At 61.7% G+C, this 25,247-nt stretch carries 22 protein-coding genes and 3 pseudogenes; 4 read left to right on the forward strand and 21 right to left on the reverse strand.

Features of this window, described 5'->3' with window-relative positions; all coding sequences use genetic code 11:
* Positions 1-600: 600 nt before the first annotated feature.
* The 5 genes from AC1MDG_RS08980 to AC1MDG_RS09000 all read right to left on the reverse strand — a co-directional run bounded on the left by AC1MDG_RS08980 (position 601) and on the right by AC1MDG_RS09000 (position 3,671).
* A complete protein-coding gene (locus tag AC1MDG_RS08980) occupies positions 601-834 on the reverse strand; it encodes a DNA/RNA non-specific endonuclease (protein ID WP_479808599.1) in 234 nt (77 codons plus the stop codon).
* Positions 835-1,485: 651 nt separating this feature from the next.
* Positions 1,486-1,998, reverse strand: coding sequence for a hypothetical protein (locus AC1MDG_RS08985; RefSeq protein WP_479808600.1), 513 nt, complete (start codon positions 1,996-1,998; stop codon positions 1,486-1,488).
* Positions 1,999-2,290: 292 nt separating this feature from the next.
* Entirely contained in the window at positions 2,291-2,584 is a 294-nt protein-coding gene (locus tag AC1MDG_RS08990) for a hypothetical protein (protein ID WP_479808601.1), read from the reverse strand.
* 118 nt (positions 2,585-2,702) lie between these two features.
* Positions 2,703-3,041 carry a hypothetical protein gene (locus AC1MDG_RS08995; RefSeq protein WP_479808602.1) on the reverse strand — a complete coding sequence of 113 codons (339 nt, stop codon included), beginning with the start codon at positions 3,039-3,041 and terminating at the stop codon, positions 2,703-2,705.
* A 501-nt stretch (positions 3,042-3,542) separates the two neighbouring features.
* Positions 3,543-3,671 carry a hypothetical protein gene (locus tag AC1MDG_RS09000; RefSeq protein WP_479808603.1) on the reverse strand — a complete coding sequence of 43 codons (129 nt, stop codon included), beginning with the start codon at positions 3,669-3,671 and terminating at the stop codon, positions 3,543-3,545.
* A gap of 412 nt (positions 3,672-4,083) precedes the next feature.
* Here AC1MDG_RS09000 and AC1MDG_RS09005 point away from each other — a divergent pair, with 412 nt between their 5' ends.
* A complete protein-coding gene (locus AC1MDG_RS09005) occupies positions 4,084-4,683 on the forward strand; it encodes an SLATT domain-containing protein (protein ID WP_479808604.1) in 600 nt (199 codons plus the stop codon).
* Positions 4,680-5,984 (forward strand): nucleotide-binding domain-containing protein, encoded by a 1,305-nt coding sequence (locus tag AC1MDG_RS09010; RefSeq protein ID WP_479808605.1) that lies wholly within the window; start codon positions 4,680-4,682, stop codon positions 5,982-5,984. Before AC1MDG_RS09005 ends, AC1MDG_RS09010 begins: the two co-directional genes overlap by 4 nt.
* Before the next feature lie 154 nt (positions 5,985-6,138).
* Here AC1MDG_RS09010 and AC1MDG_RS09015 read toward each other — a convergent pair whose 3' ends face one another.
* Together AC1MDG_RS09015 and AC1MDG_RS09020 are read right to left on the reverse strand one after the other, a co-directional pair.
* Positions 6,139-6,891 (reverse strand): hypothetical protein, encoded by a 753-nt coding sequence (locus tag AC1MDG_RS09015; protein ID WP_479808606.1) that lies wholly within the window; start codon positions 6,889-6,891, stop codon positions 6,139-6,141.
* A 390-nt stretch (positions 6,892-7,281) separates the two neighbouring features.
* Positions 7,282-8,172, reverse strand: coding sequence for an HIRAN domain-containing protein (locus AC1MDG_RS09020; protein ID WP_479808607.1), 891 nt, complete (start codon positions 8,170-8,172; stop codon positions 7,282-7,284).
* A gap of 395 nt (positions 8,173-8,567) precedes the next feature.
* Here AC1MDG_RS09020 and AC1MDG_RS09025 point away from each other — a divergent pair, with 395 nt between their 5' ends.
* Positions 8,568-8,762 (forward strand): hypothetical protein, encoded by a 195-nt coding sequence (locus AC1MDG_RS09025; RefSeq protein WP_479808608.1) that lies wholly within the window; start codon positions 8,568-8,570, stop codon positions 8,760-8,762.
* Between the two features lie 3 nt (positions 8,763-8,765).
* On the opposite strand, the gene AC1MDG_RS09030 is transcribed toward AC1MDG_RS09025, so the two are convergent.
* Complete coding sequence (locus tag AC1MDG_RS09030) at positions 8,766-8,891, reverse strand: hypothetical protein (protein WP_479808609.1); 126 nt, start codon at positions 8,889-8,891, stop codon at positions 8,766-8,768.
* A gap of 361 nt (positions 8,892-9,252) precedes the next feature.
* Between AC1MDG_RS09030 and AC1MDG_RS09035 the strand changes: the two genes are divergently transcribed.
* Positions 9,253-12,288, forward strand: coding sequence for a DEAD/DEAH box helicase (locus AC1MDG_RS09035; RefSeq protein ID WP_479808610.1), 3,036 nt, complete (start codon positions 9,253-9,255; stop codon positions 12,286-12,288).
* Positions 12,289-14,096: 1,808 nt separating this feature from the next.
* On the opposite strand, the gene AC1MDG_RS09040 is transcribed toward AC1MDG_RS09035, so the two are convergent.
* The 13 genes and pseudogenes from AC1MDG_RS09040 to AC1MDG_RS09100 form a co-directional block, all read right to left on the reverse strand.
* Entirely contained in the window at positions 14,097-14,255 is a 159-nt protein-coding gene (locus tag AC1MDG_RS09040; protein WP_479808611.1) for a hypothetical protein, read from the reverse strand.
* 365 nt (positions 14,256-14,620) lie between these two features.
* Positions 14,621-14,944 (reverse strand): hypothetical protein, encoded by a 324-nt coding sequence (locus AC1MDG_RS09045; protein WP_479808612.1) that lies wholly within the window; start codon positions 14,942-14,944, stop codon positions 14,621-14,623.
* Positions 14,941-15,654, reverse strand: a complete 714-nt coding sequence (locus tag AC1MDG_RS09050; RefSeq protein WP_479808613.1) for a Gfo/Idh/MocA family protein — start codon at positions 15,652-15,654, stop codon at positions 14,941-14,943. The genes AC1MDG_RS09045 and AC1MDG_RS09050 overlap by 4 nt, the downstream gene beginning before the upstream one ends.
* A gap of 71 nt (positions 15,655-15,725) precedes the next feature.
* Positions 15,726-16,718: pseudogene (locus tag AC1MDG_RS09055) on the reverse strand (sugar phosphate isomerase/epimerase family protein); the annotation flags it as partial.
* 1 nt (position 16,719) lies between these two features.
* Positions 16,720-16,896: pseudogene (locus tag AC1MDG_RS09060) on the reverse strand (gfo/Idh/MocA family oxidoreductase); the annotation flags it as partial.
* A gap of 34 nt (positions 16,897-16,930) precedes the next feature.
* A complete protein-coding gene (locus AC1MDG_RS09065) occupies positions 16,931-17,791 on the reverse strand; it encodes a sugar phosphate isomerase/epimerase family protein (protein ID WP_479808614.1) in 861 nt (286 codons plus the stop codon).
* A gap of 31 nt (positions 17,792-17,822) precedes the next feature.
* Positions 17,823-18,851 carry a zinc-binding dehydrogenase gene (locus AC1MDG_RS09070; protein ID WP_479808615.1) on the reverse strand — a complete coding sequence of 343 codons (1,029 nt, stop codon included), beginning with the start codon at positions 18,849-18,851 and terminating at the stop codon, positions 17,823-17,825.
* A gap of 21 nt (positions 18,852-18,872) precedes the next feature.
* Positions 18,873-19,733, reverse strand: coding sequence for a carbohydrate ABC transporter permease (locus tag AC1MDG_RS09075; protein WP_479808616.1), 861 nt, complete (start codon positions 19,731-19,733; stop codon positions 18,873-18,875).
* Positions 19,733-20,713 (reverse strand): carbohydrate ABC transporter permease, encoded by a 981-nt coding sequence (locus AC1MDG_RS09080; RefSeq protein ID WP_479808617.1) that lies wholly within the window; start codon positions 20,711-20,713, stop codon positions 19,733-19,735. The genes AC1MDG_RS09075 and AC1MDG_RS09080 overlap by 1 nt, the downstream gene beginning before the upstream one ends.
* A 39-nt stretch (positions 20,714-20,752) precedes the next feature.
* A complete protein-coding gene (locus AC1MDG_RS09085; RefSeq protein WP_479808618.1) occupies positions 20,753-22,183 on the reverse strand; it encodes an ABC transporter substrate-binding protein in 1,431 nt (476 codons plus the stop codon).
* A gap of 126 nt (positions 22,184-22,309) precedes the next feature.
* Positions 22,310-22,637: pseudogene (locus AC1MDG_RS09090) on the reverse strand (sugar phosphate isomerase/epimerase); the annotation flags it as partial.
* A gap of 1 nt (position 22,638) precedes the next feature.
* Entirely contained in the window at positions 22,639-23,814 is a 1,176-nt protein-coding gene (locus AC1MDG_RS09095) for a Gfo/Idh/MocA family protein (RefSeq protein WP_479808619.1), read from the reverse strand.
* Positions 23,815-24,025: 211 nt separating this feature from the next.
* Complete coding sequence (locus AC1MDG_RS09100) at positions 24,026-25,216, reverse strand: levoglucosan dehydrogenase (protein ID WP_479808620.1); 1,191 nt, start codon at positions 25,214-25,216, stop codon at positions 24,026-24,028.
* Positions 25,217-25,247 lie beyond the last annotated feature (31 nt).

A 25,247-nucleotide genomic window follows, 5' to 3' on the forward strand; every position in this document is an offset into this window, starting at 1 on the left:
CACCTCGGGCACGTGTTTTCCCTGTTCAGGGGCTTTTTGGTGGTTTTTCGTGTGCACATTGTGCACCCTCTCGCCTCTGACCTGATGTTCCGGGTGTGTGGGGTCCAGGAAACGGCCTATTCGGTTGTGGGGGAGCGGCTGCCTACGGCGGACCGCGTACCGCACCTTGGGGGCATTGCTGGGTGTTCATCTTTGTTCGTCCCTTCCGTTGGGTTTTCGCGTTCACCACTTCATGGTGGCTAGGGCCGCGTACAACATGACTTGCTGACTATTCTTTCGATCGACCGAGGGTTGCGGCCCAGTCCGGAATCTCCGCTCTGATACCTGTTCATGCAGGAAGGCGGGCGTAACGGCTTGACCTGGCAACCGATCCGGAGCTGATCATGAGCTCGCTGAGCCCGTGGCCTTTGCGAGATCAACACAGACCTGACGGCTCGACGCAGGCTCGCTGAACACGAGGATGGCTAGGAGAAACAGAAGGCATTGACCTCACTCTCCGATTTCTCCAATACAAGCGAAGCGACGCAAAACGCTTGGCACGGCTTGCACCGACGATGCTCGGCATGCCGACAGTCAAAATGTGAGAGACCGGTGCAAGGACTATCCCCGAGCATCTGGGGTCAGGAGCATAGTGAATGCGGCAACTTCTAAGAACTTCAGCGGAATCGGCACGTCCCTGTAGACCGGGTCTGTGTCACCCGAGATCGGGCCCGTGAAAACGACGAGCCGCCGGCCGTTGTCGGCTACGTTGTCCTGCAGGTAGGACTCCAGACCGAGCCATGGGGGACGGGACGAAAGGTCGATCTGGGGCTGACCCTGGACGGCAACCAGCACTATCTCCGGTTCCTGAGCGCCGCGGGCGCCAACAAGGTGGCCATGCCGGACGTGTTCACAAGGGCGAGCGAGGAGGACTGTGTCATGGTCTCAGGCGACCTCGACTTCGACGCACCCGATGAGATTAGGTTCATCTAAAACGAGAAGCTCTCCCACACGTGCGCCTGACGGGCAGGCTCACGCTCTGCGCCATGGGGCCCGAATTGCAGTGTCATAAAGGCCGCTTTGTTATGGAACTTTGCTGAGTTCACTTCTGAGGACGGTGTACTGGGCCCGACCACACGAAGGAGGCTGAAAACAAAGTGTTGGGCATGGTCTGTCTTCGTCCCAGTTGTGTTCTGGCAAACGAGCTGGCGGAGGGCGACGTTCCCGCCGTGGCCGTCGCGTGCGCACGTTGTCCGCCGGCCGAGAATGCGCTCGGCCCCGTCGGCCTTGCCAACGTACTGCTTGCCGTTAGACGAGTCCGTGATGAGATATATCCTTTGGACTTCAGACAAGGCAGCATGCCAGTCAGCATAGCGAGGGTCCTCCACCATCTCGCATAGTTGATCGTAGGTGAGTATCAGGCCGTCGAACCCCGAGAACTGTACCTTCTCCCAGTCGGCGATCCCCAATACGCGACCGAGAATCCTCCCATGAGGAGGCGGCGCGTCAGCCACGCAGGTGCTTCAACTGCGCCGCACGCTCAGCCGTGACCCAGAAGAAAACCTCGTTGGCACGCGGCGGGGTGAACCTGGGCCCGGACTGCGCGCACCACGGCCAGGTCAACCCCGGGAAGTGCTTGCCCAGCGTGCGCTTGACCTGAGTCGGGATGTTCTTCATGACGGAGTAGTCCAGGTCCAGCGCCTTCGCCAGCTCACGGGTGCTCAGAGCTTCGTCCCGGCCGGCGTGGCCGCAGAGGTGCCGGAGCATTCGTTCGACGATGACGCTGGTCTTGGTGTCCATCGCGAAGAACTTGATCAGGTTCTCGTCGGTCCAACCGTCGATCGCTTCCTGATCGGTGACGACCACATCCTCAGCTGTCGGCTCGATGGGGGTGGCGGCTTTGACGGCCGCCGCCGAAAGCCGTTCTCCGAGGAACACAAGCACAGCACGGACGTGCTCGTTGGGGACCGGTACGTACTGGAATGCGGCGGCCGAGCCATTGGTGGGGGTGATGGTCATTGCTCTCTCCTGTTCAGTGGAACAATACGTCACGTACTCTAACACTATTCCAAGAAGTGCGTGAAGTAGATTTCGAAGTGGTCCATGCCTGTGACTCGCAACGGTGAATGGCTTGGTTTTCGTGGTGCTCAAAGGGGTCGCCATAGTGGTCGCCGAAAATCGGGCGCATGTGGCTGATGGGCGGGCCGTGCTAGTTCGATCGGCTTTCGACCTGCTACCGACCCGACCTGTGTCCGGCACGGTCGCGGTGCCGGGGCCGCTCACTGGGTAGCTGCAGAATGTCCGCCAGGCTCTAAAGCTGCCTGCCTCGGCGGTCCCAGTTTGCTCTGCGGGCCTCTTCCTCGTCCCAGAACGGGGCATCATTCCGCCGAACGCGGAGCAGATACAGGAAGTAGATCGTGCTGATGGCGAACCAGGCCAAAAAGACCCAGAAGGATGCCGCATCCCATCTGTCATCCGGCCGGAGGTTGTTCAGCGTGAGCAGTGCGCTGCACAGAGCCTGTCCGCCGGCGGCCCAGGCCGAAAATTTCCAGGAGCCGCGACTCATCCGCGGCTCCAGCCGTTTGCTACCCTCGGTGCTCGGCATGATCAAAACCCTACCGCCACCCGCGTGATCCTGCCCGGCGTCGCGATCCGGGACTGGCCGGGAGTCTTCCCCGAGCCGTTCGAGCCGATTCTGGTGGCGGCATTTGGACAAGGCCTGGCTACTTGCCGAGGCCGGGCAAACCTGCAGAGCGGACGCTCCTGACGCTCTGGGTGTGCCTCGATGTCGACCCGCTCCACGTATTGCGGATGTAGTGCTGATGGTCTAGGAACGATATGACTGAGCGCATCCGTTCCAGCTCGCGGATGAGTTCCGTTCGATCTGCCCCGGACTCGAGGGTTCGGGCGCTTTTCAGAGTTTCCCTGATGTCACGGTCAACGGCACGTGCGAGTGTTGGATAGTTCTCGTCCTTCTTGGCCCACACTGCCACGATGAACGCAACTTGCCTGCCCTGCAGCTCGCAATCATCCGCCAGGTCTTCCAATCTCGTAGGTTCCATCGTTCGTCGTCCTTCCCCAGTCTCTAGTTACCGACCAATTTAGTCGGCTGGTCGGCGCCGGCGAGGAACGTGGAAACCGTGTAGGAGGCGTGTCTGTACGGATACGCCACGCCCGCTTTCACCAGTGACGGTTGCTCACCGACAATGGTCGATCCACGCAGAATGCACAAGCCGCCTCGTAGTGCAGACGGGCTCGGGAACTGCCTGTCCATTCCGTCTGCGCTACCCCCATAGCTCAGGGGTCATCAGTGCAGACGACTTCGAAAAGTGCGGCGGATCCCAACGCGCGGGGAGTGGCCCATCTGGCGGTTCCGCTGGCAAATGCGTCGTAATAGCGGTTGTTGAACCGCACTGTCCGCCTCGCGTTGGCGTCCGGGAAGAAAGTACGTGTCGGGAAGCAGTTTGCGGATTGGCCGCAACTGCCGGCCATTGTCCCCCGGCACGGCCACCAAGACGTCCGGGGTGAAAGTCGTGCAGGGGCTGCCGCCACCTCCCGCACGGCTAGATGAGCCCGCGTCCGTGATCACCGACGGCGGCAGTCGTCAGGATCGGACCTGCGCCGGCCGCGGCCGCTGCTCCCATTACGACGAGTTCCGCGCAAGGGCCACCGGTGAAGTGGTCGACGTTCACTGCGCTGCGGATTCTTCCGGCGGCATCCATGGCCGCCGCGGCGACCGTGTGGTTGGGGTCGCTTCCAATGTCGTAGCCAGACCTTCTGCGTCGGAGGTGCCTCGGAGTTCGGACTCGAAGAGTTTCAGGGCCCATTCTGCCGGACCCGCAACGCAGGTTGTCTCGGGTCAGCGCCAATCTTGCATCGTTTGTGCGGGTCAGGCGTCGTTGGGCGCCACTCTGGCGTGCGTCGCAGGTGTGGCTAGTGGTTGCTCCCCGCGAGAGCTGCCTGCTCCAGATTTTAATGTCAGTGGTGTCAGCCATACTTAAAGCACGTGCAGCGATCGTCGTCAGTCGTCGCTCTTCCGGAGAGTAAGGGGGCCCGGAGGATCCTGTGGGCGCACCTCCCTGAATGACGTTGAATGGGAGAAGCATGACGAGTAATGAAGTGATCGCTGATGAAGGCCGGGATCCGTACTTGCTTGCGCAAGTGCGTGAAGCGTTCGGACGGGTGGTCTACAGCCACAAGACGCAGGAGAAGCAGGCGGACATCTGCTTCCGGCGGCACAGATGGCAGCAGGGCATACTGGTCGCGCTTACGGCGATCAGCTCTGGCACCTTCCTGGCCGCACTGGTCGGTGTGCTGGGGAGCCCGGTGCTGACCAGCCTCGCTACCTCGTTCATTGCGATCCTCGTCAGCGGGACCAGCCTTGCCACGAAGACGTTCAAGTTCTCGGAGGAAGCCGACGCGCACCGCGACATCGCCACACGGCTGTGGGATGTCCGGGAGTCTTACCTGTCGCTGATCTCCGACTTGATGTCGGACGAGACTTCAGCTTCAGATGCTCGTGCGCGGCGGGACGGACTGCAGGAAGCCACCCGCGCCGCGTACGCCGATGCACCCAGGACCAGCCAGAAGGCGTTCAATAAGGCCAGTGACGGCCTCAAGGACGACGAAGAGATGACGTTCACCTCCCGGGAGATCGACCTCTTCCTGCCCGAGGGGCTCCGGCTCAACAAAGGCGAGGCATGATCATGAAGACCTCCGAAATCTTCGACGGCCTGCTCCAGCACCTGAAGGTCGGCGACACCAGCACCACGATCGCCGCGCGCAGAGACGAAATCACGAAGGCGCTGAACAAGGACTTCAGATCCACGGAAGGCTCCACAGGTTACCGGTTGATGGTCGGCTCGTATGGGCGGCACACGGCGACCCGTGGTGTGTCCGACTTGGACATGATCTTTATTGTCCCGCCCGGCTTGCGCACGAGTTATGACAACGAGACCGGGCCGAGGAGAATCCTCAACCGTGTCCGAGACGTGCTGAAGGCGAGGTACCCCAGCACTGATGTCCGCGTCGACCAGTGTGTTGTGCGCGTGCAGTTCACGAGCAACAAGTTCAAGTTCGAGGTGCAGCCCGCCTTCGAGAACGAGGACGGCAGCTTCGACTACCCCGACACCGTCGCCGAAGCCTGGAAGGTTACCAAACCACGCGCCGAGATCAGCGCGACGAAAGCGTGCAACGACCGCACCTCGAAAAACATGCGCCATCTCGCGAGGATGACCAGGGCGTGGAAGAACGCCAACGGCGTCGTCATGGGCGGCCTGCTCATCGACACCTTGGTGCACCGATTCTTCTCAACAACCAGTCTCTACGATTCAGCGGGAACGGAATCGTACAACCTCATGGTCCGCGACTTCTTCGCGTTTCTTGCGGACGAGCCTGATAAGGACTACTACCTCGCTTTGGGGAGCTATCAGCGGGTGACCGTGAAGAACAGGTTCCAGCCGAAGGCAAAGAAGGCCTACAACCGTTGCCTGGAAGCGATTGAGGCCGAGGGCAAGGCATCCGCCAACAAGAAATGGCGAGAGGTATTCGGCACATCCGCGCCCCTGTCTTCGATCAGGCTAGAGGCCGCGCGCGCATTCATCGACACCGAGGAGTTTATCGAGGACAAGTTCCAGATAGACATCTCGCATTCGGTCACAATCGATTGCGAGGTCACGCAGGACGGATGGCGGCCTGCGTCGCTTCTGGATATGCTGCGCGGGCGAACCCCGCTCATGGCGAACAAGGGTCTCAAGTTCAAAATGACGTCCTGCACCGTCTCCTATCCCTACGTCCTGAAATGGAAGGTGCTGAACCGCGGTGCCGAGGCCGAGCGTCGGAACAACATCCGCGGGCAGATCATCGAGTCGAGTCATCCGAACGCCAGGCACGAGCGCACAAGCTTCCGAGGTGAGCACGTCGTCGAGTGCTTCGTCGTGAAGGATGAAGTCGTGGTTGCACGGGATCGCATCGACGTGCCCATCAGTAGTACAAGCACGACGTAAGAGCGAGAGCATCTTCATGTCCCCCCCCGCGGCCTTACCAGGAGAGACCTTGGCATCACGTCTCTCCAGGTCCTCAGGGGTAGTGGGACGCCTCAAAACCCAGCACGGTTGATGGTTGCGGCGTGTTCACGTGAGTGCTGAGGATCTAAATCTCTTAGACCGTGAAGAATGCACTACTCAGCCGAGTGACCGCTGCATCCCCCGCTCCCTCATCTTTGAGGAGCGAGCAGGTCGTCATGATGACCAGCATCGAAATGTCCCGATGCCCGCTAAGGTCTTGATCGAGAACACCGGGTAAACCCTGTCCGAGTATCTCGTTGTCGATGGCAGGGGCATACTCTCCCGCAAGAGGACCTGTGGGATGCGCAAGATAGGAATCCTCCCGCCACATCGCGAACACTGGGCCGTTTTTCACGTCGGTCGCGTGCGCTGCTGCCGCGAACTTGCGCGCTTGGTTCTTGACGTCCCCGTTGGCGCCTGCGAGAACGAAGGCGTTCATCTCCGTCGGGTCGAACCCTACATCCCAGCCCATGTCACGTAAGTGCTTTTGGGTGCCAAGTTTGGTCTCACGAGCGACTCCGAGAATCTCATCCACGGCGCCGGGACGAACTTCCTTCGGGAGGTCAAGCATCCACTGGAGCCGGATGGCTAACTCTGCGAAAAGTCTCCTGTTCGGCGCAGAAGCGGAAGATGTGCCGCTGATGGCAAGTTGCCCGACGACTTGGCTCTGCGCAAATGCTGCTCGGCACCAGCCAACGATGAACTGGGTCACTCGTGTGAGTGGTACGTCGTCGAGGTCGACCGCGAGAACAGCCTTTGCCGATCGAACAATCCACTCGGCATTCACTAGGACCGTAGGTCGTTCTGATAGGGCCTGCCGCTCCGCCTTCGCTCGTTTACCGCTCATGATATAAACCTACAGTCCGGGCTGCGGTCCGCGGACCTGCTCCCGCAAAGACCGACCCGTGCGTCTAACGGCAGCGGCCTAGGCAAGTTGCTGGGGCTCATAAATGTTCGAGATCTGCCCACCCCCCAGAATGAGCTTCAGACGTTGCACGGCCTGCCGGATACTATGGTGTCGAACTAAAAGGTCGCACTGGAGCAGCAGGCGCGTCTCAACGCAACCTCGCGATATGGGACGCGTCATCTGGCATCCGATCTTGAGGGTCTGCTTGATGTGATAGGTCAACGGTGCCCGTACTTTCCTGGCCGGACCATCTCCCCGAAAGCTTGACGGCAGACACAGGCGGAGCCGCCGGGCCAGTCCGCCTCGTCTATGGCTCAGCCGTGTTCCCCATCAGGACCGGCCGGACCTCGCTTCCAGCTTGGCGAGACGCTCCCCAATCTCAGTACCGTCCCGATGCTGCTTCGGACATTTGGCCAGCCACCTCTTCAACACCGCAATCTCTTCGTCCTTCTGGGACAGCTTGCGGTGGATGATGGCCGCGTGCTCCGAATAAGCCGGGGCGGGCATGCCCCGTCCGGCGTCCCGTTCGGCACCTTCGATGGCTTTGTAGCAAAGGACGAGCGCCTCTTCCAGCCGGCCTTCGCGTTTGAGCTGCTTGATCGGTTCAATGAGCTCGAGGTAGTGGACGCCGTCGACCATGCCCCGCTGGAGCTGCTCTGCCCGTTCGCCGCCACCCCGCAACGCCTCCCGGACCATCGCCGAAGTCTCAGCGTGGGAGCTGTTGATCCGTTCACGGGACGTAAGCGCCGGCGGGTTATCTCGGGTGTGGGCCCACTCGGGCTCGCCGGGGCCAAGCCACACGAAGGCCTTGGCCAGAAGCGTCTGCTCCCGCAGGACATGAAGCTGGTAGCTGACCTGTTGACTGGCGCCCGCCGGCAACGGAAGGTCCTTCGCGACATACGACGGAAGAGAGCCAACCTTCTCTCCGTCCACCACGACGGCCACCGCCCGCGGATCGATAGGGTTCTCCGGCTCACGCTGCAGCAGTGCCTGGCCCTCAAAGTAGCCCCGCCCACCAAGGCCCCCGCGTTCCGCCAAAGCAGCGACGGCCTCCTTAGCGAAGGTGGTGGTGCCGGCAACCTCCAGACACGCGTTGAACTGTAAGGAGACTTCGATTTTGAGTGCTGGCTGGAAGCGTTGTTCATCCTTGGGGGAATCAAGGGCCGGTGCCGTGGCCGAGCCCCCTTGCAGTGCTTGTCGCAGCCAGCTTCCGAACCCCACAATGCCCCCTACGGTCTCGGGCGGTTCTGATCCGCCGTGGCCGACTCTATCAACCTGTGGTCAGCTACCGAGGACCCTCGCCCGTCCAGTACTGGGGGCGTTCCTTCAGCATCCGGTTCAATGGGCGGACGAACATTACCCAAGGGTGACTGATTTTGATTAGTTCGGTCATGGGGACTTTGGGGCTGAGGCGGGCAACGCCGAAGGCTGTCCTGGCCTATAGCGGATCAGCACCCAGATCGCGTAGAGCAGCTCGGGTGGTCTTAACCAGGCACGACCAAACTCGTGCCGCAAAAGCCGCCGCGTCCGGCTCGTGACATAAGGTGAATCTTGGGCTTCGGGCATCCCTGCGGCGTGTTGCGTAGTCCGTCCGGGTTCACTCCTGAAGTGTCTTCATGACCGGTCACATGTATTTCTGGCTTCCTGAGCACCATCTCGGGGTCGCCGCGACACTCTCGCACGGCGACGAGATAATCGGACAAGTCGCAGATCTGCTTTTCGACTACCAGACCCAACCGAATGGTGTATTCCAGCTGGCGGACGTGCCCGTGGACCGGGTCAGGCAAACCATTGTTCTGTCATGGCGTTGAGGATCATTCGGTGACGCGCCGCAGCATGTTCGCCAGCAGGATGGCAGAGTCTGCGGCCACGCCGGCGAAGCGGCGGCTTATCGTCGCGCCATGTTTGACGCCGTGGGCTTGTTCGATCGCCGCGCCCACAAGTTTCCGGAGTGCAGCATTCTCGGATCCATCTCAAAATTATGGTCAGGCCCGGGCTCATCTGCATGAGGCCGAAGGCCGGTGCAATTATCTTGACGAGCTCGGGGGCGAACTTGCGTTACTGATACCGTCAGCGAAGACATTTGTGAGGTATTCAGAAACGAAGAGCTTCGCCCTGAGCTTGAGCGGGCGAGGGGCGGGCGCGAAATGGTTCCTCTGTCTGGGGTCACTTCGCCCGGTTGGCGCTTGTCGTGTGCAAGACTTGGCTTCAATATTCGACTGGTGACAACGGCGGGCTCGATACATCGACAGTGCTGGTCCCGTTATGCTCGCTGCGTAGCGGGAAAGGGCTTAGATATTCGTGCCGCTGTGGGAACACCAGATAGATGCTCTGACAATTCTTACCCGGTACCTTCGGCGTTCTGGCCCCAGTAAGGGCGCAGCGCTGGTGACGATGCCCACCGGCACCGGCAAGTCTGCCGTCATCGCTTCCCTAATCGCTGGGCCGCAGGTAGGCGGCAAGAAGAAGAATGCGCTGGTCGTGACGCCATGGCGTGGGCTCGCACGCCAACTCGCGGAAGACATCGATAAGCGGGTGTGGGAACGCTTGGAAATCGACCGCCCACAAGAACTGCCAACGGTGCGCTTGGTTACTAGCGCCAAGAACTTTATTGAGCACGTCAGCGGCGAGGTGGAGCGTGAGCCCGTGGTCCACGTTGCGACCCTTTCGATGGCGTTGACGATCTTCGAGACCGTTGAGTTCGACGAGGCAATGATGGCCGCCTTGTTCGCAGATTTCGCGACGGTGATTGTCGATGAATGCCACTACGAGCCCGCGCCTAGTTGGTCTCGTGCTGTGCGTGCCACTGGACTGCCGATCTGTCTCTTCACCGCGACGCCCTTTCGCAATGACAACCGAATGTTTGCCATCGATTCCGCGGCGCAGTATCGCTATACTCACTCTGACGCAGTGGCTGATCATGTCCTGCGTGAACCACAGTTCGAGTACATGGACGAGACAACCTCGGCTCGCCAGTACGTCGATGCTCTACTCGACAAATTGGAACACGTGGTCGAAAGGAGACCTGGAGACCGCGTCATCATCCGGTGCAGCAACAGGGCGGACGTCCAAGCATTGGCGACGGCTCTCGTGGCAAAGAGCCGCAAGGTCATCGCAGTGCACGAAGCCTTCACCGGCAACGAGGAGTCCCCGCATCTTCGAAAGGTCATGCCGGCTCCATCGGACCGTCCCGACGTCGAATTCCTAGTTCACCAGCACAAGCTGACCGAAGGATTCGATGATCCTGCCGTAAGAGTACTCGCGATTTACGGCGGGTTCGGAAACGATCGCGCTCGGGTGCAGCAAGTTGGGCGCATCCTACGGAACCCCACTCGAGTTGCCGGCCAACAGGCCTTCGTGTTTTCAGGGGACGAAACGATGCAGGAGGCCTGGAAACGCTATCTTAGGTTCGATCAAACTAAAGCGCCGAAATCAGTCGCGACCGACCCTGTTGGCGTTGCAAGGCTTTTGGGTGCCCAGCCCGATATTTTCTACTGGGACCGACTTTTCCGCGAGAAGGCGGATCTGAAAGTCGATGGCGCGTGGAATGCGATCAAATACCGGCTCAGCACATGCATTCGTCGGCCGGTCGGGAAATTTGAACTGGATGGCTTTGCGGCGCGGGTCGCGCACGAGCTTACTTCGAGCAACGGCCAGGTATTGGCCCAGTTCCAACCGAGCGACGACACTTGCGTGATTTTGCATATGACGGTCCGCAACTCTCCGATACTGCGGGAGGCGGCATTCGTTGAGATGTCTCTCGGATACACGGTCCTTCACTGGAACGGCGAGTACCTCTTTGTGTCTGCATCGGACGGGCTGACTGAGTGCGTTCGAACTGACACGACCTCGGTTGGGGCGAAAGGTTTGGTAGGCCTGTTGCCCGGCACTTCGACCATCACTTCTATGTCGCTGACTAATAACGACCTCAGTGACTGGGCAGTGCGGTCGCGATCCATCCGAGCTCGCGATGTCGGCGCGGTCGCTGCAGAGGTGGGCGATTCCACCTTCGGCTACTCCACTGCGTCGGGCAGCCTAACGATAGATAACAAATTCGTCACCCGGTACACCGGCGTGAAGAACGGTCGAGTGAGCGACTACCGAGAGTCGAAAGGGCTCTACAGTGAGCTACGTGGTTGGTTCGACGAATTGACCGCGGCATTGAAACGAGGCGATAAGCCTGCGTCAGCGATCGGGCGGTACGGTTTCCCTGTGACGCTCACTGAGCCACCTGTTGCGGCGCACGTTCTGCTGGACGTTGCACCCGAGGCTTTTGAGCCATCCGATGATCGCCACGGTCCGCTTGTCATTGATTGGTCTGGTGGGGCTGTAGAGAACGGCCGTTTTAAGGTCGAGATCAATGATGACGAAGTCGAGGTAGAAATCGCGTGGGATGCGTCTCTCAAGAGGTTCAATGTCTCGTCGGACCAGAGTGTTCCCTATCGGCCTATCAATAACGACAAGCAGGACTTCTGGCAGTTCATCACGCGTGAGCAGCAGATACGAGTCGCGACTGACTCCGGGATGGTGTATTCGAACAAGAATTTCTGGAAACTCAACCGTCGCAATTCCAGTTCAGATGATGGTCTGTTATCGATTATTGAAACGCACCAGCCGCTCTCCAAAGTTGTCGCTGAAAAGGGACACACAACAGGACAGCACCCATGGCCCGACGAGACGGTCTTCGGGCAGCTTGACAGTCACCTGCTTCCCAACGCGCTTGGGAATGACGCAACGATTCTTTGTACCGATCTGGGGAGCGAGATTGCTGATTTCATCGGGTTCGATTCGGAGAAGGTCATCTTTGCGCATGCCAAGAGCAAGTCGGTAGATGACTCGTCCGAGATCTCTGCGGCAGCACTTCACGAAGTCGTGTCCCAAGCGATGAAAAGTCTGCGCTTCCTCACCCTTGGCAATGAAGATCGTCCCGTCTCCGGCTACTGGGCCAAGGAATGGAAGATTGAGAGGGTTAAGAAGCCGGAACGCACATATGGACCCGCAACTCGGCTGCGCCGAGGTATGCCACAAGACACCGGCGAGGAGCATTGGGACATGGTCAATAAGGTGGTCCAGTCGCATGCTGCGTCGCGTGAAGTCTGGCTAGTGCTCGGCGCATGCCTTTCGAAGTCTGCACTGAAAGAGGAACTTGCCAAGGACCGTCCAAATGCGGTCGCTGTGCAGGCGCATGCCTTGCTCAGTGCTGCGTGGAGCTCTGCGCAGCAGTGTGGAATTCGGCTACGCGTCTACTGCTCGGAGGAAAGAGCGCCACGTCCCAACCTGTCCAAGATGCTGGTGATCGATCCAGTCATAGTGCCGCTGACGGACCGATCATCGTGAGCCACAGGCCACAAGGGCCAGCTTGCCGTTCACAGCAGGGGTCAGTGTCGGCCGCGCAGCTTGCCCCTCAAATGTGTGGCTGTCCAGGACGTCCTGCCTAGAAACCCGGTTACCAAGCTCCGCCGGCTGGCCGCGAGGCCTTCCGGGCACCAACTGGGCATGCAGAGTGGCGGGGGCTGAAACACCCGGATTGGTCATCCCAGGCTTAAGCAACGGCGCAACGCAGATCCTTGGGTACCCCACTTCTGCAAGGGCGCGGCTAGTGAATGTCGGTCATGCCGCTAGGTACCCGTTTGCGTATGAGATGTTCGGAAAGGAGGACATAACAGCCATGACCCACGTCGACTCCCGAACTTCGCGATGCCCCCTCGGTGGGTGTCTGATAGCGGTCGTCACCGACGCTTCGGAGAACATTGGGCCAGAGCGGAGCCACATCGCGCACAGCGTGAAACGGTCGGCGCCCGCACTGTCACGGCGGCCTTCTGGGGCCGGCAGCAAATTGGGCAAAAATGAGGGTGTGCACAATGTGCACACCCTGGGCTTCGGACCGGGTCGTACATCGGCCGGACTGGGCTGGATTGGCGATGTTTGCGGGGGAGTGGCCGATATTCAGGGTCTGGAACCCGGTTCGAGTCCCACCTCGGGCACGCATAACCCCTCGCCAGAGGGGTTTTTGCTTTAATGTGTGGACATTTTGACTCGGCGGGTCCCTCCGAAGTTGTCCGCGGCTTGTGCCTGGCGCCGCGGTGGCCTATTTGGTTATGTGTGGCGGGATCAGGGTCCTGGCCTGTGGGCCTTCCGCTTGCTGGAATCTGGGGTATGTGCCGTCCTATCTGGTTGTGCCGCTGGCCGGTTGTTGGCCCTCACTCATTCATGGCCAGAAGTTGTGGCGACGACATGACGAAGACGATTTTTCTTCGAGGATCTCCCGCGGATGGCTGCTTCTGAGAGCCAGGCAGGGTGCGCTCATCGCGTGTTTGTCCGGCCAAAGGGGGTGTGCACATTGTGCACACTTTTGTGCATGGGCGGCTTTTCGACCTGCATGGTGATCCTTTCCTCCTGGCTCTGCCTTCACTACTTCATGCAGTTCTCTGTTGGACGCGACATGACCTTGCGGCCCCGGACTCTCGGTTTCCTAGGACATCCCGGGTTCAGCGGGAACGTCCTTGGGGGTATCTGTGGCTGGCGTCCGATCCGTCGACAGCGTGAAGGTGTGTGGGATCCGGACTCTTCTTCCGGGGCGGTCCTGGTTTAGTTGATCCGTCATGGCCGGTGTCTGGACGCGCCATCTGGGTGCCTACAGGAGCCTGCTCGGATTTCCTGTCTACATCCGCAATGAATTGCCAGACGTGGAGCGCGACTCATGGTGGCACTGGACTGGACCGAAGACGCGGAAGGCTAGTCACGGGCGGCCGGGGGAAGACGCCAATAGTTAGAGTTGCGACTCTCAAACGGAAGTGGCGAGTGGGCAGGCAAGCCTTGGTACGGATGGATTCGCCCGCGTTCCGCGCCACCTTCAGGATGGCTGTTACAGGCTCAACCTCTCCCATGTTCTTATGTGGCACCGGCTAGTGCCAGAAGCTGTCCAGATCTCGCCGCGCTGGAGTGGGCCGATGGAGCGCTGAAGACCATGGCCTAAGAGGAACCAGCCAGGCTTTGAAGGACAGTCTCTTATTGCTTCCTCGCTGTGCTTGGGCCAAAGGCATTCCGGCCAATCAGCGCGCTGAGTGTGGGCCAGCCGAGAGCTTGGATCGGATGTGCCACGAACAGTTCGGGCAGTTTCAACGTGCTTTCGACCGGCGAAAGCGCTAGAGCTTGGGGGAGTCCTTCGAGGCTGCCGCGTGCACCCAGTACACGATCGCGAACCACAGGAACGGGGCGGCCGGGCACTCCTGGGCCTGGAGGCGGTGCGCGATTTCCGGCTGTAAGTCTGAACCCGCCGCGTCCGTCTCCGTCCGAGTGGGCAACGAGCGACGCGGAGCGGGGCGGTTCACATTCTGGCGGTTGGCGATTGGCAGTTGTCGGGATGGCCGACCGCGGAGTTCATTCCGCCGGCGGCCGGTCGGCACTGCTGACCGTGATCGGTGGCGCTTTCCTCCCGTTAGGTTGGGCCAAGTCGGTACCCTTGGTCCGGCTGTGGACGGGGCCAGCCGTGGCTAACCGGAGTTCTCAACTAAGTCGAGGCATCAGACGCTTCTTTCTCATTTCAACCCGAGGTGAGCGGCACCGACGAGCCGTTCGATCCTGATTAATGACGACGTAAGCCCTCGTCATTCCGGGCACCCGCTTACGACGCCAAGCGCGTAATCGTTGCGGACCGTCAAAGGATTCCCTAGCGTTCGTGGGTGTCTGCCTCGTTTCGGGTGCTGGTGCGGGGTTCCAGTCCGATGGCTTTGTAGCATTGGTCGATTAGTTCCATGGTTTGGACGGCGTCGTCGCTGTCTGTGGGCATGGGGATTCCGTGCCGGATCAGGGCGGCGAAAGCGTCCAGCTGATAGGTATAGGAGGATCTTGTGCCCGGGTGCTCGAGCCGGTGGCCGTCACGCGTTTTCACCTCGAGGCTGTCATCGGTATGAGGGAGGATGAAATTTGCCACGGTGGCGTGTCCCTTGCTGCCGATGGCGCGGTAGGTCATTTCGGCTCGGGTCCCGTTCATATTGCATCTTGCCGTTGCGGTGATTCCGGAGGGATAGACCAGGTTAGCGTCAACCCATTCGTCCACTCCGGGCAAGCCGGTCCGTTCGGTTCCCCGGGCGTTGATAAGGGTGGGATTCCCGCCTGCCAGGGGGCCATGGCCCGGATGGCATGGAGGCTGTAGCAGCCCAGGTCCATCAGCGCTCCGCCCGCAAGTGGCAGCGACCACCGGGGGTCTTCGGGTGGCGGGGGAGGAATCATCACCATGGTTTCCACACGCTGGAGTTCGCCCAGTTCTCCGGAGGCGACCAGTTCGTGGAGCCTCTTTGTGACAGGGTGGAAATGGTAGTGGAAGCCGTCGACGACTTTGACGGACGCGCGCTTGCCCGCGTCCCGCACTTCCCTGGCTTCTGCCGCGTTTGAGGCGAATGGTTTCTCTGACAGGACATGTTTTCCCGCGGCGATGGCCGCCAGGTTCCACCGTGCGTGCAACGAGTTGGCCAGCGGGTTGTAGACCGCTTCGATCTCCGGGTCATTAACAAGATCGTCGTAGGAGGCGAGTACCCGTTCGACGCCGTACCGGTCGGCAAAGTCCTGTGCCCGGTCCCGGTCGCGGGCTGCGACGGCCACCAGACGCGCACCTGTCAGCCTGGCAGGTTCACCGATGGATGTCGGGCTGATGCGGGACGCTCCGAGGATGCCGATACGCAGTGGTGCTTCTCTTCCGTTCATCTGTGGAGTCCTTTCTGGTTTCTGATGTCGCCTTCGCCCCTATTGGTCAGCACGTCCCGGCCCGGTGAGCTGCTGCTGAAGGCGGCGTCGAAGGAGGTGTTCGACGGCGGGAAGTCGAATTTCTTGAGGGCGGCGAGGGCTTCGGGGGCGCCGTGGAGGCGGTCCATGCCGGCGTCTTCCCATTCGACGGAGATGGGGCCGTCATAGCCGATCGCGGTGAGGGCGCGGAAGGACGATTCCCAGGGCACGTCGCCCCGGCCTGCGGAGACGAAGTCCCAGCTGCGGCGCGGGTCGCCCCAGGGCAGGTGGGAGCCGAGGACGGTGTTGCGGCCGGTGGGGCGGAGCTTGGTGTCCTTGCAGTCCACGTGGTAGATCCGGTCCTTGAAGTCCCAGATGAAGGAGACGGGGTCGATGCCCTGCCACATGAAGTGGGACGGGTCCCAGTTCAGCCCGAACGCGGGTCGGTGGCCGATCGCTTCGAGGGTGCGGACGGTGGTCCAGTAGTCGTAGGCGATTTCGGAGGGGTGGACTTCGTGGGCGAAGCGGACGCCGCATTCGTCGAAGACGTCCAGGATGGGGTTCCACCTGTCCGCGAAGTCCTGGTAGCCGGCCTCGATGACCTTTTCGGGGACGGGCGGGAACATCGCGACGTACTGCCAGATGGAGGAGCCGGTGAATCCGACGACGGTGTCCACGCCGAGGGCTTTGGCGAGCCGGGCGGTGTGTTTCATTTCTTCGGCGGCGCGGGTGCGGACGCCTTCGGGGTCGCCGTCGCCCCAGACCTTGGACCCGACGATCGCTTCGTGGCGGAAGTCGATGGGGTCATCGCAAACGGCTTGGCCCTTGAGGTGGTTGGAGATGGCCCAGACCTTCAGGTTGTACTTCTCCAGGACGGCGAGCTTGGACTCGACGTAGCCGGGTTCGTCCCAGCGCCAGGCGTCGAGGTGGTCCCCGGAGACGGCGATTTCGAGGCCGTCGTAGCCCCAGCCGGAAGCCAGGCGGGCGACTTCCTCGAAGGGGAGGTCGGCCCACTGGCCGGTGAACAGGGTGTACGGGCGGGGCATGTCAGGCTCCTTCGGTAACGGGGACAGGGGAAGTGGCGAGCTGGATGATGGAGGATTTGGCGTTGGCGGATTCTTCGATGGCGGCCAGCACGCGCTGGACGGCCAGTCCGTCCTCGAACGACGGCGACGGCGGGGTGCCGCCGCCGATCGCGGCCAGGAAGTCCCGGATTTCGTGGGTGCAGACCCCGCACCGTGTGCTGGGCCCGGGGTGCTCAGAGGGACTGGGCTTTTTTCATGCAGTCCCTGACGTAGGCGTCGGACGCGCGAAGGTGTTCACCGATTCTTTCGAAGCTCCATCCCTGCGTGCCATGGCATTTGAGGCTGGCGACGCCTTCATACCCGACACGGCGCAGCGTTCCCAGCATTACGGAATGGTCAAGTGTCCCGTCGGCACGGGGGAGTTGCAGGTCGGCGGTACCGAAGTTCAGGCCGTCTGTGCCGTGGCGGTAGGCCCGGTCGATGTCCCAGATGTAGTAGTAGAAGAGCCGCTTGCGTTCGGCGAGGAACGTGATCGCTTCGCTGATGGTGTCCTGCATCACCCACAGGTGCGGGGGAGCGATGCAGACGCCAAGGTAGGGGTCGTCGATGTCGCGGATGAGCCGTTTCATCTGCGCGAGGGTGTCAACGCCTTCGTCCCATCGCTGGTCTTCGTTGGCACCGGATTCGAAATCGGCAGCGAACGGGACGGTGAGATGGTTTTCGACTGCGATCCGGACTCCGCGGCGCGCTCCCGCTTCGACGATGGGTGGCAAAAAGGTGGAGACGAAGTCGGGATAGTTGGCTTCGCAGTCGAAGATGAGGGTGTCGATTCCGAGGTCCGCAGCGAAATCGACGCGTTCAAGGATTTCTTCCTGGGTTTTTCCGTAGACGGTGAGGCCGCAGGGTTTGACCCCGTATTTGTCCAGCACTCCGAGGATTTTGCCGGGATCATCTCCCGGGTTGACGTGGTGGGCCAGCGGCGCGGCGGAGGACCAGAGGTTGACCTCCTTGAAGCCGATGTCGGCAAGGTCGCGGATCGAGTCTTCGAAGCCGTGGTCGTGGTAGGGGACGAGCTCGGCGGCATATCTGAACATGGGTTCTCTCCTTCGGAGGGTCTGACGGGGTTTACCAGACGAAGACGGCTTTTTCGGTTTCGCGCTGGTCGAAGGCGCGGAAAGCCTCCTCAGCCTGATCGATGGAAAAGTCGTGGCTAATGAGCTTTTCGACCGGAATTTTCTGGTCGATGACCAGGCGCACGATTTCTTCCCAGTCGCTGATGGGGAAGTACCAGCCTCCGACGACGGTGAGCAGTTTTCTGAGCATCTGGTCGCTGGGGTTGATCTGTGTGGCCCGCGACTCACCGACGAAAGCGACGGCGCCGAGCTTGGCGGCGGCGTCCAGGGCCGAGTTCTGCCCGGCGGGGTTACCGGAACAATCGATGCAGACGTCCGCTCCGCGGCCCTGGGTGAGGTCCCGTATCTGTTGGACGGCATCTGCTGTTGTGCTGTTGATGACGGCGTCCGCGCCGAGCGAGCTGGCCTGTTCGAGCCGGTGGTCGATGACGTCGACGGCGATGACACGGGCGCCGAAGGCCTTGCCGATGAGTACCGCGGCCGATCCCATTGGTCCCATGCCGAAAACGGCGACGGTTTTTCCGCCAACCACGCCGAGCTGCTTCTGTACGTGGTACTGGCTGCCGACCATGTCGGTCATCACCGCCCCGGCGCGGAAGCTGAGTTCGTCAGGGATATGAAGACAGTTGCGTTCGGGCAGCACGAAGTACTCGGCGTCACCGCCGTGGACGTCGAAACCGAAGCATTTCCACTGGTTGCACAGCATCATGTAGCCGCTGAGGCAGTACTCGCAGAATCCGCAGCCCACGGCGAGGTAGCCGGCGACGCGGTCGCCTTCTTTGACGTGGGTCACGGCGTTTCCGACCTTGACGACTTCGCCGGCTGCCTCGTGCCCGGGTATCACCGAGCCGTGGCCGGCGCCTTCGCCGCCGACGATCGGGGTTCCGTAGTAGATGCTCATATCGCTGCGGCAGATCGCGGAGGCACGGGTCCGCACCAGCACCTCATGCGGTCCCGGCTCCGGGACTTCGCGTTCGACGACGGTGACTCTTTTGTCACCGGGGAGGATGACTGCTTTCATTGTTTCTTCTCCAATACTCATTTACTTGACTGCACCGAAGGTGAGCCCGGCGACCATCTGTCGGCGCAGCACGACCATGAGGACCAGGATGGGCGCGACGATGAGGGTCGCGGCGGCGGTGATGTTGCCCCAGTCCGTCCCGTACATGCCGGTGAACTGCTGCAGGCCCACGGGAGCGGTCTTCGCCCCGCTGCGGGTCAGTGACAGGGCGAACAGGAATTCGTTCCAGGACAGGACGATGGTCAGTACGGCGGCCGTGGCGACGGACGGCACGAGCAGGGGCCAGATGATCCGGCGGAGGACCTCCCATGTTGAGGCCCCGTCGACCATGGCGGCTTCCTGGATCTCATAGGGCAGCTGCAGGATCGAGCTGCGCAGGATCCAGACGACGATGGGCAGGTTGAAGGCAGCGTACGGGATGATCAGGGCCGGGTAGGTGTCCATGAGCCCGAGTTTGCCGGCGAAGACGAAGACCGGGATGACGGCGACGATGGGCGGGAACATGTAGGTCGACAGGATCCAGGATGAGAGTCCCTTGCGGGCCCGGAAGTCCCTCATGGTCAGCGCGTAGGCGGCCGGGACTCCCACGATGATGGCCAGCGCGGTGGCACCGAGACTGACGATTGCGCTGTTGGTGAGCAGCTGACCGAAGCTTTCGGATTTGCCGCCGCCGGCTGAGAGCACGGAGGCGTAGTTGTCCAGGGTCGGCTGGAAGATCCAGGCCGGGGGGATCTGATTGGCGATCCCGGCCGGTTTGATCGAGGTGATGAACATGAACAGCAGCGGGACGAGGCCGATAAGGAGCCACACCCACAGGAAGGTGCGTCCTATGATGACGCGTGCCACGGCACCGCCGCGGCTGGTTGATGATGTTGTTGTCATTACATTTCCTCAGGGTCTGCTCGGCGGCCGATGATGCGCAGCATGACAGGGACAAGGAGCGAAAGGATGATCAGGAAGACCACGCCCAGGGCGCAGGCGAGACCGACGTTGAAACTTTGAAGACCGACGCGGAATATGCCGAGGTTGATGATTTCGGTGGATTCACCGGGACCCCCGCCGGTGAGGATCTTGAATGAATCGAAGGTTTTGAAAGCCTGGATGGTCCGCAGCACGGCCGCGATGGCGATGAACGGAACCATGGCCGGAAAGGTGATGTGCCGGAACATCTGCCATGGGGTCGCTCCGTCGACCATGGCTGCTTCCCGGGGTTCCCCCGGCAGGGACTGAAGGCCGGCCATCAGGATCAGGGCGACGAACGGGGTCCACTGCCACATGTCGAGAACGACCAGAACGATCCACGCCGATGTCGGATCACCGAGCAGGTCGATGCCTTTGGGAAATCCGAAGACGCCGAGGTAGTAGCCGACCCACCCGTAGTTGGGGTTCAGCAGCTGCTTGAACACCATGGCCGCTACTGCGGGGGTGACGGCGAACGGCAGCAGCATGAGGGCGGCCCCGACTTTGTTGGCTGGGGTCTGGGCGGCGAGCGGGAGTGCCAGGGCGAAGCCCAGGATCATCTCCAGGATCACCGCAACCGCAACGAAGCCGAATGTGATCAGGAATGCGTGCTGGACAGAGGCGTTGGTAATCGCCGTGATGAAGTTGTCCAGTCCGACGAATTTGCCCGCGCCACCGAGGATCTTGTCGTTGCGGAAGGCCGAGTAGAAGATAAAAATGGCCGGGGCCACCGTCATCAGCAGCAGGACGAACATGGCCGGGGCCATGTAGATCCACGGGGTCGAACGTTTTTTCCAGGTCAGCGGCTTCCTGCCGTGCGGGCCGGCCGTGGCACGGCCGGCCGCGCGGCGGGAAGCGTCAACCGTCAAGGTCGCATCCAATGGTGCGGCGGTTGCTTTCATAATCGATACTCCTTGGGCGACCTTGAGCGGTCCGATGGGTTAGTAGCCGGCCGATTTGAGGAGGGCCGAGACCTTCTCTGACGCAGACTTGAGTGCATCCGATGGCGAGGAAGTGCCGGTTGCTGCGTTGTTCACTGCGACGGCCACCTCGTGGCTCACTTCGGTGTAGTTGGTCAACCGTGCACGGCCAACGCCTTCTGCGAGGGATCTTCCGAGGGTGTCGTAGAAGGGTGCAAGAGGGTTATCGCTCTTGATGCCGGCAAAGACGGAGGTCCGACTGGGGTGCAGGGCTTCGGCGGTCATCGTCGTTTGCTGCTCGGCGGCGGTCAGCCAGCTAATCCCCTGGTAGGCCCACTCCTTGTTCTTGGAATTCTTGTTGATGCTCAGCATCCAGGTCCCGAAGTGGGGTCCGGCGGCCTTCGCGCTGGGCACCGGGGCGTAGCCGATGGTGCCGCCCTTGACGTTGTCACCGAGCTTGAGGTCGTGGTAGTTGATCGTCATCGCGGTCAGTCCGCTGCCGAACGAATCGGCGGTTGTGCCCCAGTCCGCTGACGTGCTGCCCGGGGGTACGTGTCCGCTTTGCGCCAGCTTGGCGTAGTAGTCCAGCGCCTGGGTGCCTTCGGGGGTGTCGAACGTGGGCTTGCCGTTCTGGTCCGCCAGGGTCCCGTCTCCGCCTTGGGAGGCGAGCAGGGTCTTGAAGTCATCGGTGGCCCAGTCGCCGACGCCGGCCATGACCGTGGTGCCGTAGAGCTTCTTGTCAGGCTGGGTGAAGAACTCTGCCACCTGGGCATAGTCATCCCAGGTCTTCGGGACCGTGAGTTCCTTGCCGTACTTGGCCTTGAAGTTCGCCTTCTGGGTAGGGTCGTTGAACAGATCGCTGCGGTAGGCCATGACGGCCACGTTCGACTGGATCGGCATCCCGTACACGTCGAATCCGGCGTTCTTGATCGTGGATGCGTCGGGCGTGGCCGTGGGATCCGGGTAGCGTTTGATCGGGGAATCAGCGTTGTAGACGGCCGTGTCGTAGAACACCTTGGGGATGAAGTCGCCCACGTTGGACTGCGGGCTGTCAGGGTTCAGGGCCCCGTTCTGCAAGTACTGGCTCAAGGGTTCAAGGTTCTGCACCAGGGCCGGCGCCCACGGGGTGTCGACGACGACGATGTCGTAGTAGCTGCTGCTGGAAGCAAACTCGGAGAAGACCTTCTGCTGCAACGCATCGTACGGCTGGTTGTCGATCTTCAGATTGATGCCGAACTTTTCCTTGAACTGCGGCACCAGCGACGCGACGGCGGCGCTGTTGGCTTCATCGGTGGTGTAGAGCATCCGCAGCTCTGCCGGTTTGGCAGCCGCGTTGTTGGGTGCTGATGACCCGCCCGTACATGCGGTTGCCAACAGGGTTACGGTGAGCGCGGCTCCCAAGCCCGCTACGATGCGTGATCGCTTGACGCGATCGAGAGATCGGAGCATCATACTGCCTTTCCTTAAGGGTTAATAAAGTGGACTTACGCCCGGTCTAATTCCGGGTACTTCGGGGGAACGTCTTGCATGCCGCCCTCCCGGGCGGAGCGTTGGACAGCGGAGGTACGCCGAGCCGCCTGCAGGCCGCGCCGGCGGGCGGGTCGGGTTCCGGTTGCCCCAGACCTGCGACCCAACGATCGCTTCGTGGCGGAAGTCGATGGGGTCATCGCAGACGGCCTGGCCCTTGAGGTGGTTGGAGATGGCCCAGACCTTCAGGTTGTACTTCTCCGGCACGGCGAGCTTGGACTCGACGTAGCCGGATTCGTCCCAGCGCCAGGTGTCCAGGTGGTCCCCGGACACGGCGATTTCCAGGCCGTCATGGCCCCAGCCGCGGGCTGGCCGGGCCATTTCCACGACGTGGCAGGTCGGCCCACTGGCCGGTGAAGAGGGGATACGGGAATGGCAGGTCAGGCTTCAGTGGTGGCAAACGACCTATTTTCAACGGCGGTCAGGGTGCTCCTGTTGTTGGCAGATTTCTCGACGGCGGCAAGGATGCGCTGAACCTGCAGCCCTTCTTCGAACGATGGCGACGGAGCGGCGCCGGTGTCGATGGCCACCAGGAAGTCGCGGATCTGGTGGGTGAAGGTATGCTCCCAGCCGATGATGTGCCCCTGCGGCCACCACGCGTCAAGGTATGGGTGTTCGGGTTCGTTGACCAGGATCCGCCGGAAGCCCTGCTCCCGCACGGGGGTGGTGGCGTCCAGGAAGTTTAGTTCGTTGAGGTTTTCGAGGTCGAACGTCAGTGACCCGAGTGAGCCATAGACCTCGATCCGAAGACTGTTCTTCTGCCCCGTGGCCACGCGGGAAGCCTCGACCGATGCACTGATATTTCCTGTCATCGCCAGGGTGGCCCACGCGGCATCGTCGACGGTCACTACTTCCGGACCGTTGGGACCGGGACGCTCGGCGACGAACGTCCTCAACGTGCCGGTCACCTCAGTCACAGTTCGACCGGTGAGGTGCTGGACCTGGTCGATGGCGTGGGAGGCAATGTCCCCCAGCGCGCCGGAACCGGCGGCTTCCTTCCGCAACCGCCAGGACATGGGCGCCCGGTCATCGGCGAGCCAGTCCTGCAAATACGCTGCCCGGACGTGCCGGACGGTGCCGAGCCTGCCCTCCGCGATCAGTTCCCGGGCCAAGGCCAGGGCGGGTACACGGCGGTAGTTGAACCCGACCATGGACTGCACCCCGTGGGCCCGGGCTGCGGCGGCGGCCATCGTCATGGCTTCGGCTTCGGCCATAGTGTTGGCGAGGGGTTTTTCGACGAGGACGTGCTTGCCCGCTTCGAGCGCTGCGATGGCGATCTCGGCGTGCATCCAACCGGGCGTGCAGATGTCCACGATGTGGATGTCGTCCCGGTCAAGGACCGAACGCCAGTCCGTCGCGGACTCGGTCCAGCCATACTTTTTTGCGGCTTCGGCCACCTGTCCGGCGTCCCGGCCCACGAGCACTCTCTGCTCGAATGCCGGGACATCGAAGAAGCTGGCCACGTTCCGCCAGGCGTTCGAGTGGGCCTTGCCCATGAACGCGTAACCGATCCCGGCCACGCCCAGGGGTTTGCTCGGATTGGTCCGGTAGGACATGTTTTGTGTTCTTTCTGGAATAGCGATGGGCTTTGCCTTTGGTGAGCTTGCACAGGCCACCGCGCTAGGGGCGATAGGAGTGAGGGAATCGGCCCGTGGCCAGGCCTCTGCGAACGAGAGTTCGATGGCCATGGGCCGCGCAGGATGGGGGAGGGGCTGATCCCCAGGGTAACGGGAGGTGGACGGACGGCCCGCACCCCTCTCCCCGTGCTTACTTCGCGGTTGTGGCGACGTCGGCGACCATTGGCACGTCGACCCACACGCCCTTCGCGGCAGAGGCCACGATCGCGTCGTCGATGAGCGCCGTCTGATAACCGTCGGCGAAGTTCGGGCTCACGCTGCCGCCTTCGGCGATCGCTTTGAAGAAGTCGTGTGCCTCGATGATTTTCGTCTCGCCGTAGCCGATGCCCAGGGCCGGGATGGGCCAGAGGCCGTCGCCGTAGGGGTGGGCCGGTCCGGTGTAGACGGTACGGAACCCGCGCCGGTCGTTCTGGTCGGAGGCGAAGCAGACCTGGAGTTCGTCGCGGCGTTCGTAGTTGAAGGCGATGCTGCCTTCGGTGCCGTGTATTTCGAAGGTGATGAAGTTGTTGCGGCCGTAGGCGTTGCGGGTCGCCTCGATGGAGCCGACGGCGCCGTTGGCGAAGCGGACCATGGTCATGACCTCGTCGTCGACGTCGACCTCGCCGCGGGGCCCTTCGCCGCCCCGGACGTTCCCCAGTGCGTCGGAGCCCCCGGTCTGTAGCGGGCGTTCGGGAATCCAGGTCGAGAGGACCGAGTTCACGGAGGAGAACTCGCCTACAAGGTAGCGGGCCATGTCGACGACATGGGTGGCGATGTCCCCGAGGGCCCCGGAGCCGGCAATGTTCTTCTGGAAACGCCACGAAAGGGGGGAATTGGGGTCCGCGGACCAGTCCTGGAGGTACGTGCCGCGGAAGTTGAGGATCTGCCCGATGGCGCCTTCTTCGATGTATTTCTTGGCCAGGGCGACAGCAGGTGTGCGGCGGTAGTTGAAGGCGACCATGTGGACGATGCCTGCGTCCTTGACAGCGTCATACATGGCCCTGGCCTCGTCGCCGGTGCGGGCGAGGGGCTTTTCGCAGATGATGTGCTTGCCGGCCTGCGCGGCGGCAATGGCAATCTCGGCGTGCAGGTGGTTCGGGGTGGCGATGTCGACTACATCGATGGCCGGGTCGTCGACGATCCGGCGCCAGTCGGAGGTGGAGTGTTCGAAGCCGAAGCGGCGGGCGGCTTCTGCCGCGAGTTCTTCGGTGGCTTCGGCGATGGTGTGGCGGACGGGCAGGGCCGGGGCCGGCCAGAAGAACATGGGCATGGCGGAGTAGGCCAGGGAGTGCGCCTTGCCCATGAAGCCGCCTCCGATGAGGCCGACGTTGAGATTTTTCACGATGGTGTTCCTTTTCTGAAATGCGTGTGGG

The organism is Arthrobacter sp. AIWTK1 (assembly GCF_056680535.1).

Coding starts and splice junctions, on each gene's coding strand:
- AC1MDG_RS09025 (WP_479808608.1), top strand. CDS start 8,568: ATGACCGGTCACATGTATTTCTGGCTTCCTGAGCACCATCTCGGGGTC.
- AC1MDG_RS08985 (WP_479808600.1), bottom strand. CDS start 1,998: ATGACCATCACCCCCACCAATGGCTCGGCCGCCGCATTCCAGTACGTA.
- AC1MDG_RS09005 (WP_479808604.1), top strand. CDS start 4,084: ATGACGAGTAATGAAGTGATCGCTGATGAAGGCCGGGATCCGTACTTG.
- AC1MDG_RS09050 (WP_479808613.1), bottom strand. CDS start 15,654: ATGAACGGAAGAGAAGCACCACTGCGTATCGGCATCCTCGGAGCGTCC.
- AC1MDG_RS09065 (WP_479808614.1), bottom strand. CDS start 17,791: ATGTTCAGATATGCCGCCGAGCTCGTCCCCTACCACGACCACGGCTTC.
- AC1MDG_RS08995 (WP_479808602.1), bottom strand. CDS start 3,041: ATGGAACCTACGAGATTGGAAGACCTGGCGGATGATTGCGAGCTGCAG.
- AC1MDG_RS09070 (WP_479808615.1), bottom strand. CDS start 18,851: ATGAAAGCAGTCATCCTCCCCGGTGACAAAAGAGTCACCGTCGTCGAA.
- AC1MDG_RS09095 (WP_479808619.1), bottom strand. CDS start 23,814: ATGTCCTACCGGACCAATCCGAGCAAACCCCTGGGCGTGGCCGGGATC.
- AC1MDG_RS09015 (WP_479808606.1), bottom strand. CDS start 6,891: ATGAGCGGTAAACGAGCGAAGGCGGAGCGGCAGGCCCTATCAGAACGA.
- AC1MDG_RS08990 (WP_479808601.1), bottom strand. CDS start 2,584: ATGCCGAGCACCGAGGGTAGCAAACGGCTGGAGCCGCGGATGAGTCGC.
- AC1MDG_RS09085 (WP_479808618.1), bottom strand. CDS start 22,183: ATGATGCTCCGATCTCTCGATCGCGTCAAGCGATCACGCATCGTAGCG.
- AC1MDG_RS09080 (WP_479808617.1), bottom strand. CDS start 20,713: ATGAAAGCAACCGCCGCACCATTGGATGCGACCTTGACGGTTGACGCT.
- AC1MDG_RS09075 (WP_479808616.1), bottom strand. CDS start 19,733: ATGACAACAACATCATCAACCAGCCGCGGCGGTGCCGTGGCACGCGTC.
- AC1MDG_RS09045 (WP_479808612.1), bottom strand. CDS start 14,944: ATGAACGGGACCCGAGCCGAAATGACCTACCGCGCCATCGGCAGCAAG.
- AC1MDG_RS09010 (WP_479808605.1), top strand. CDS start 4,680: ATGATCATGAAGACCTCCGAAATCTTCGACGGCCTGCTCCAGCACCTG.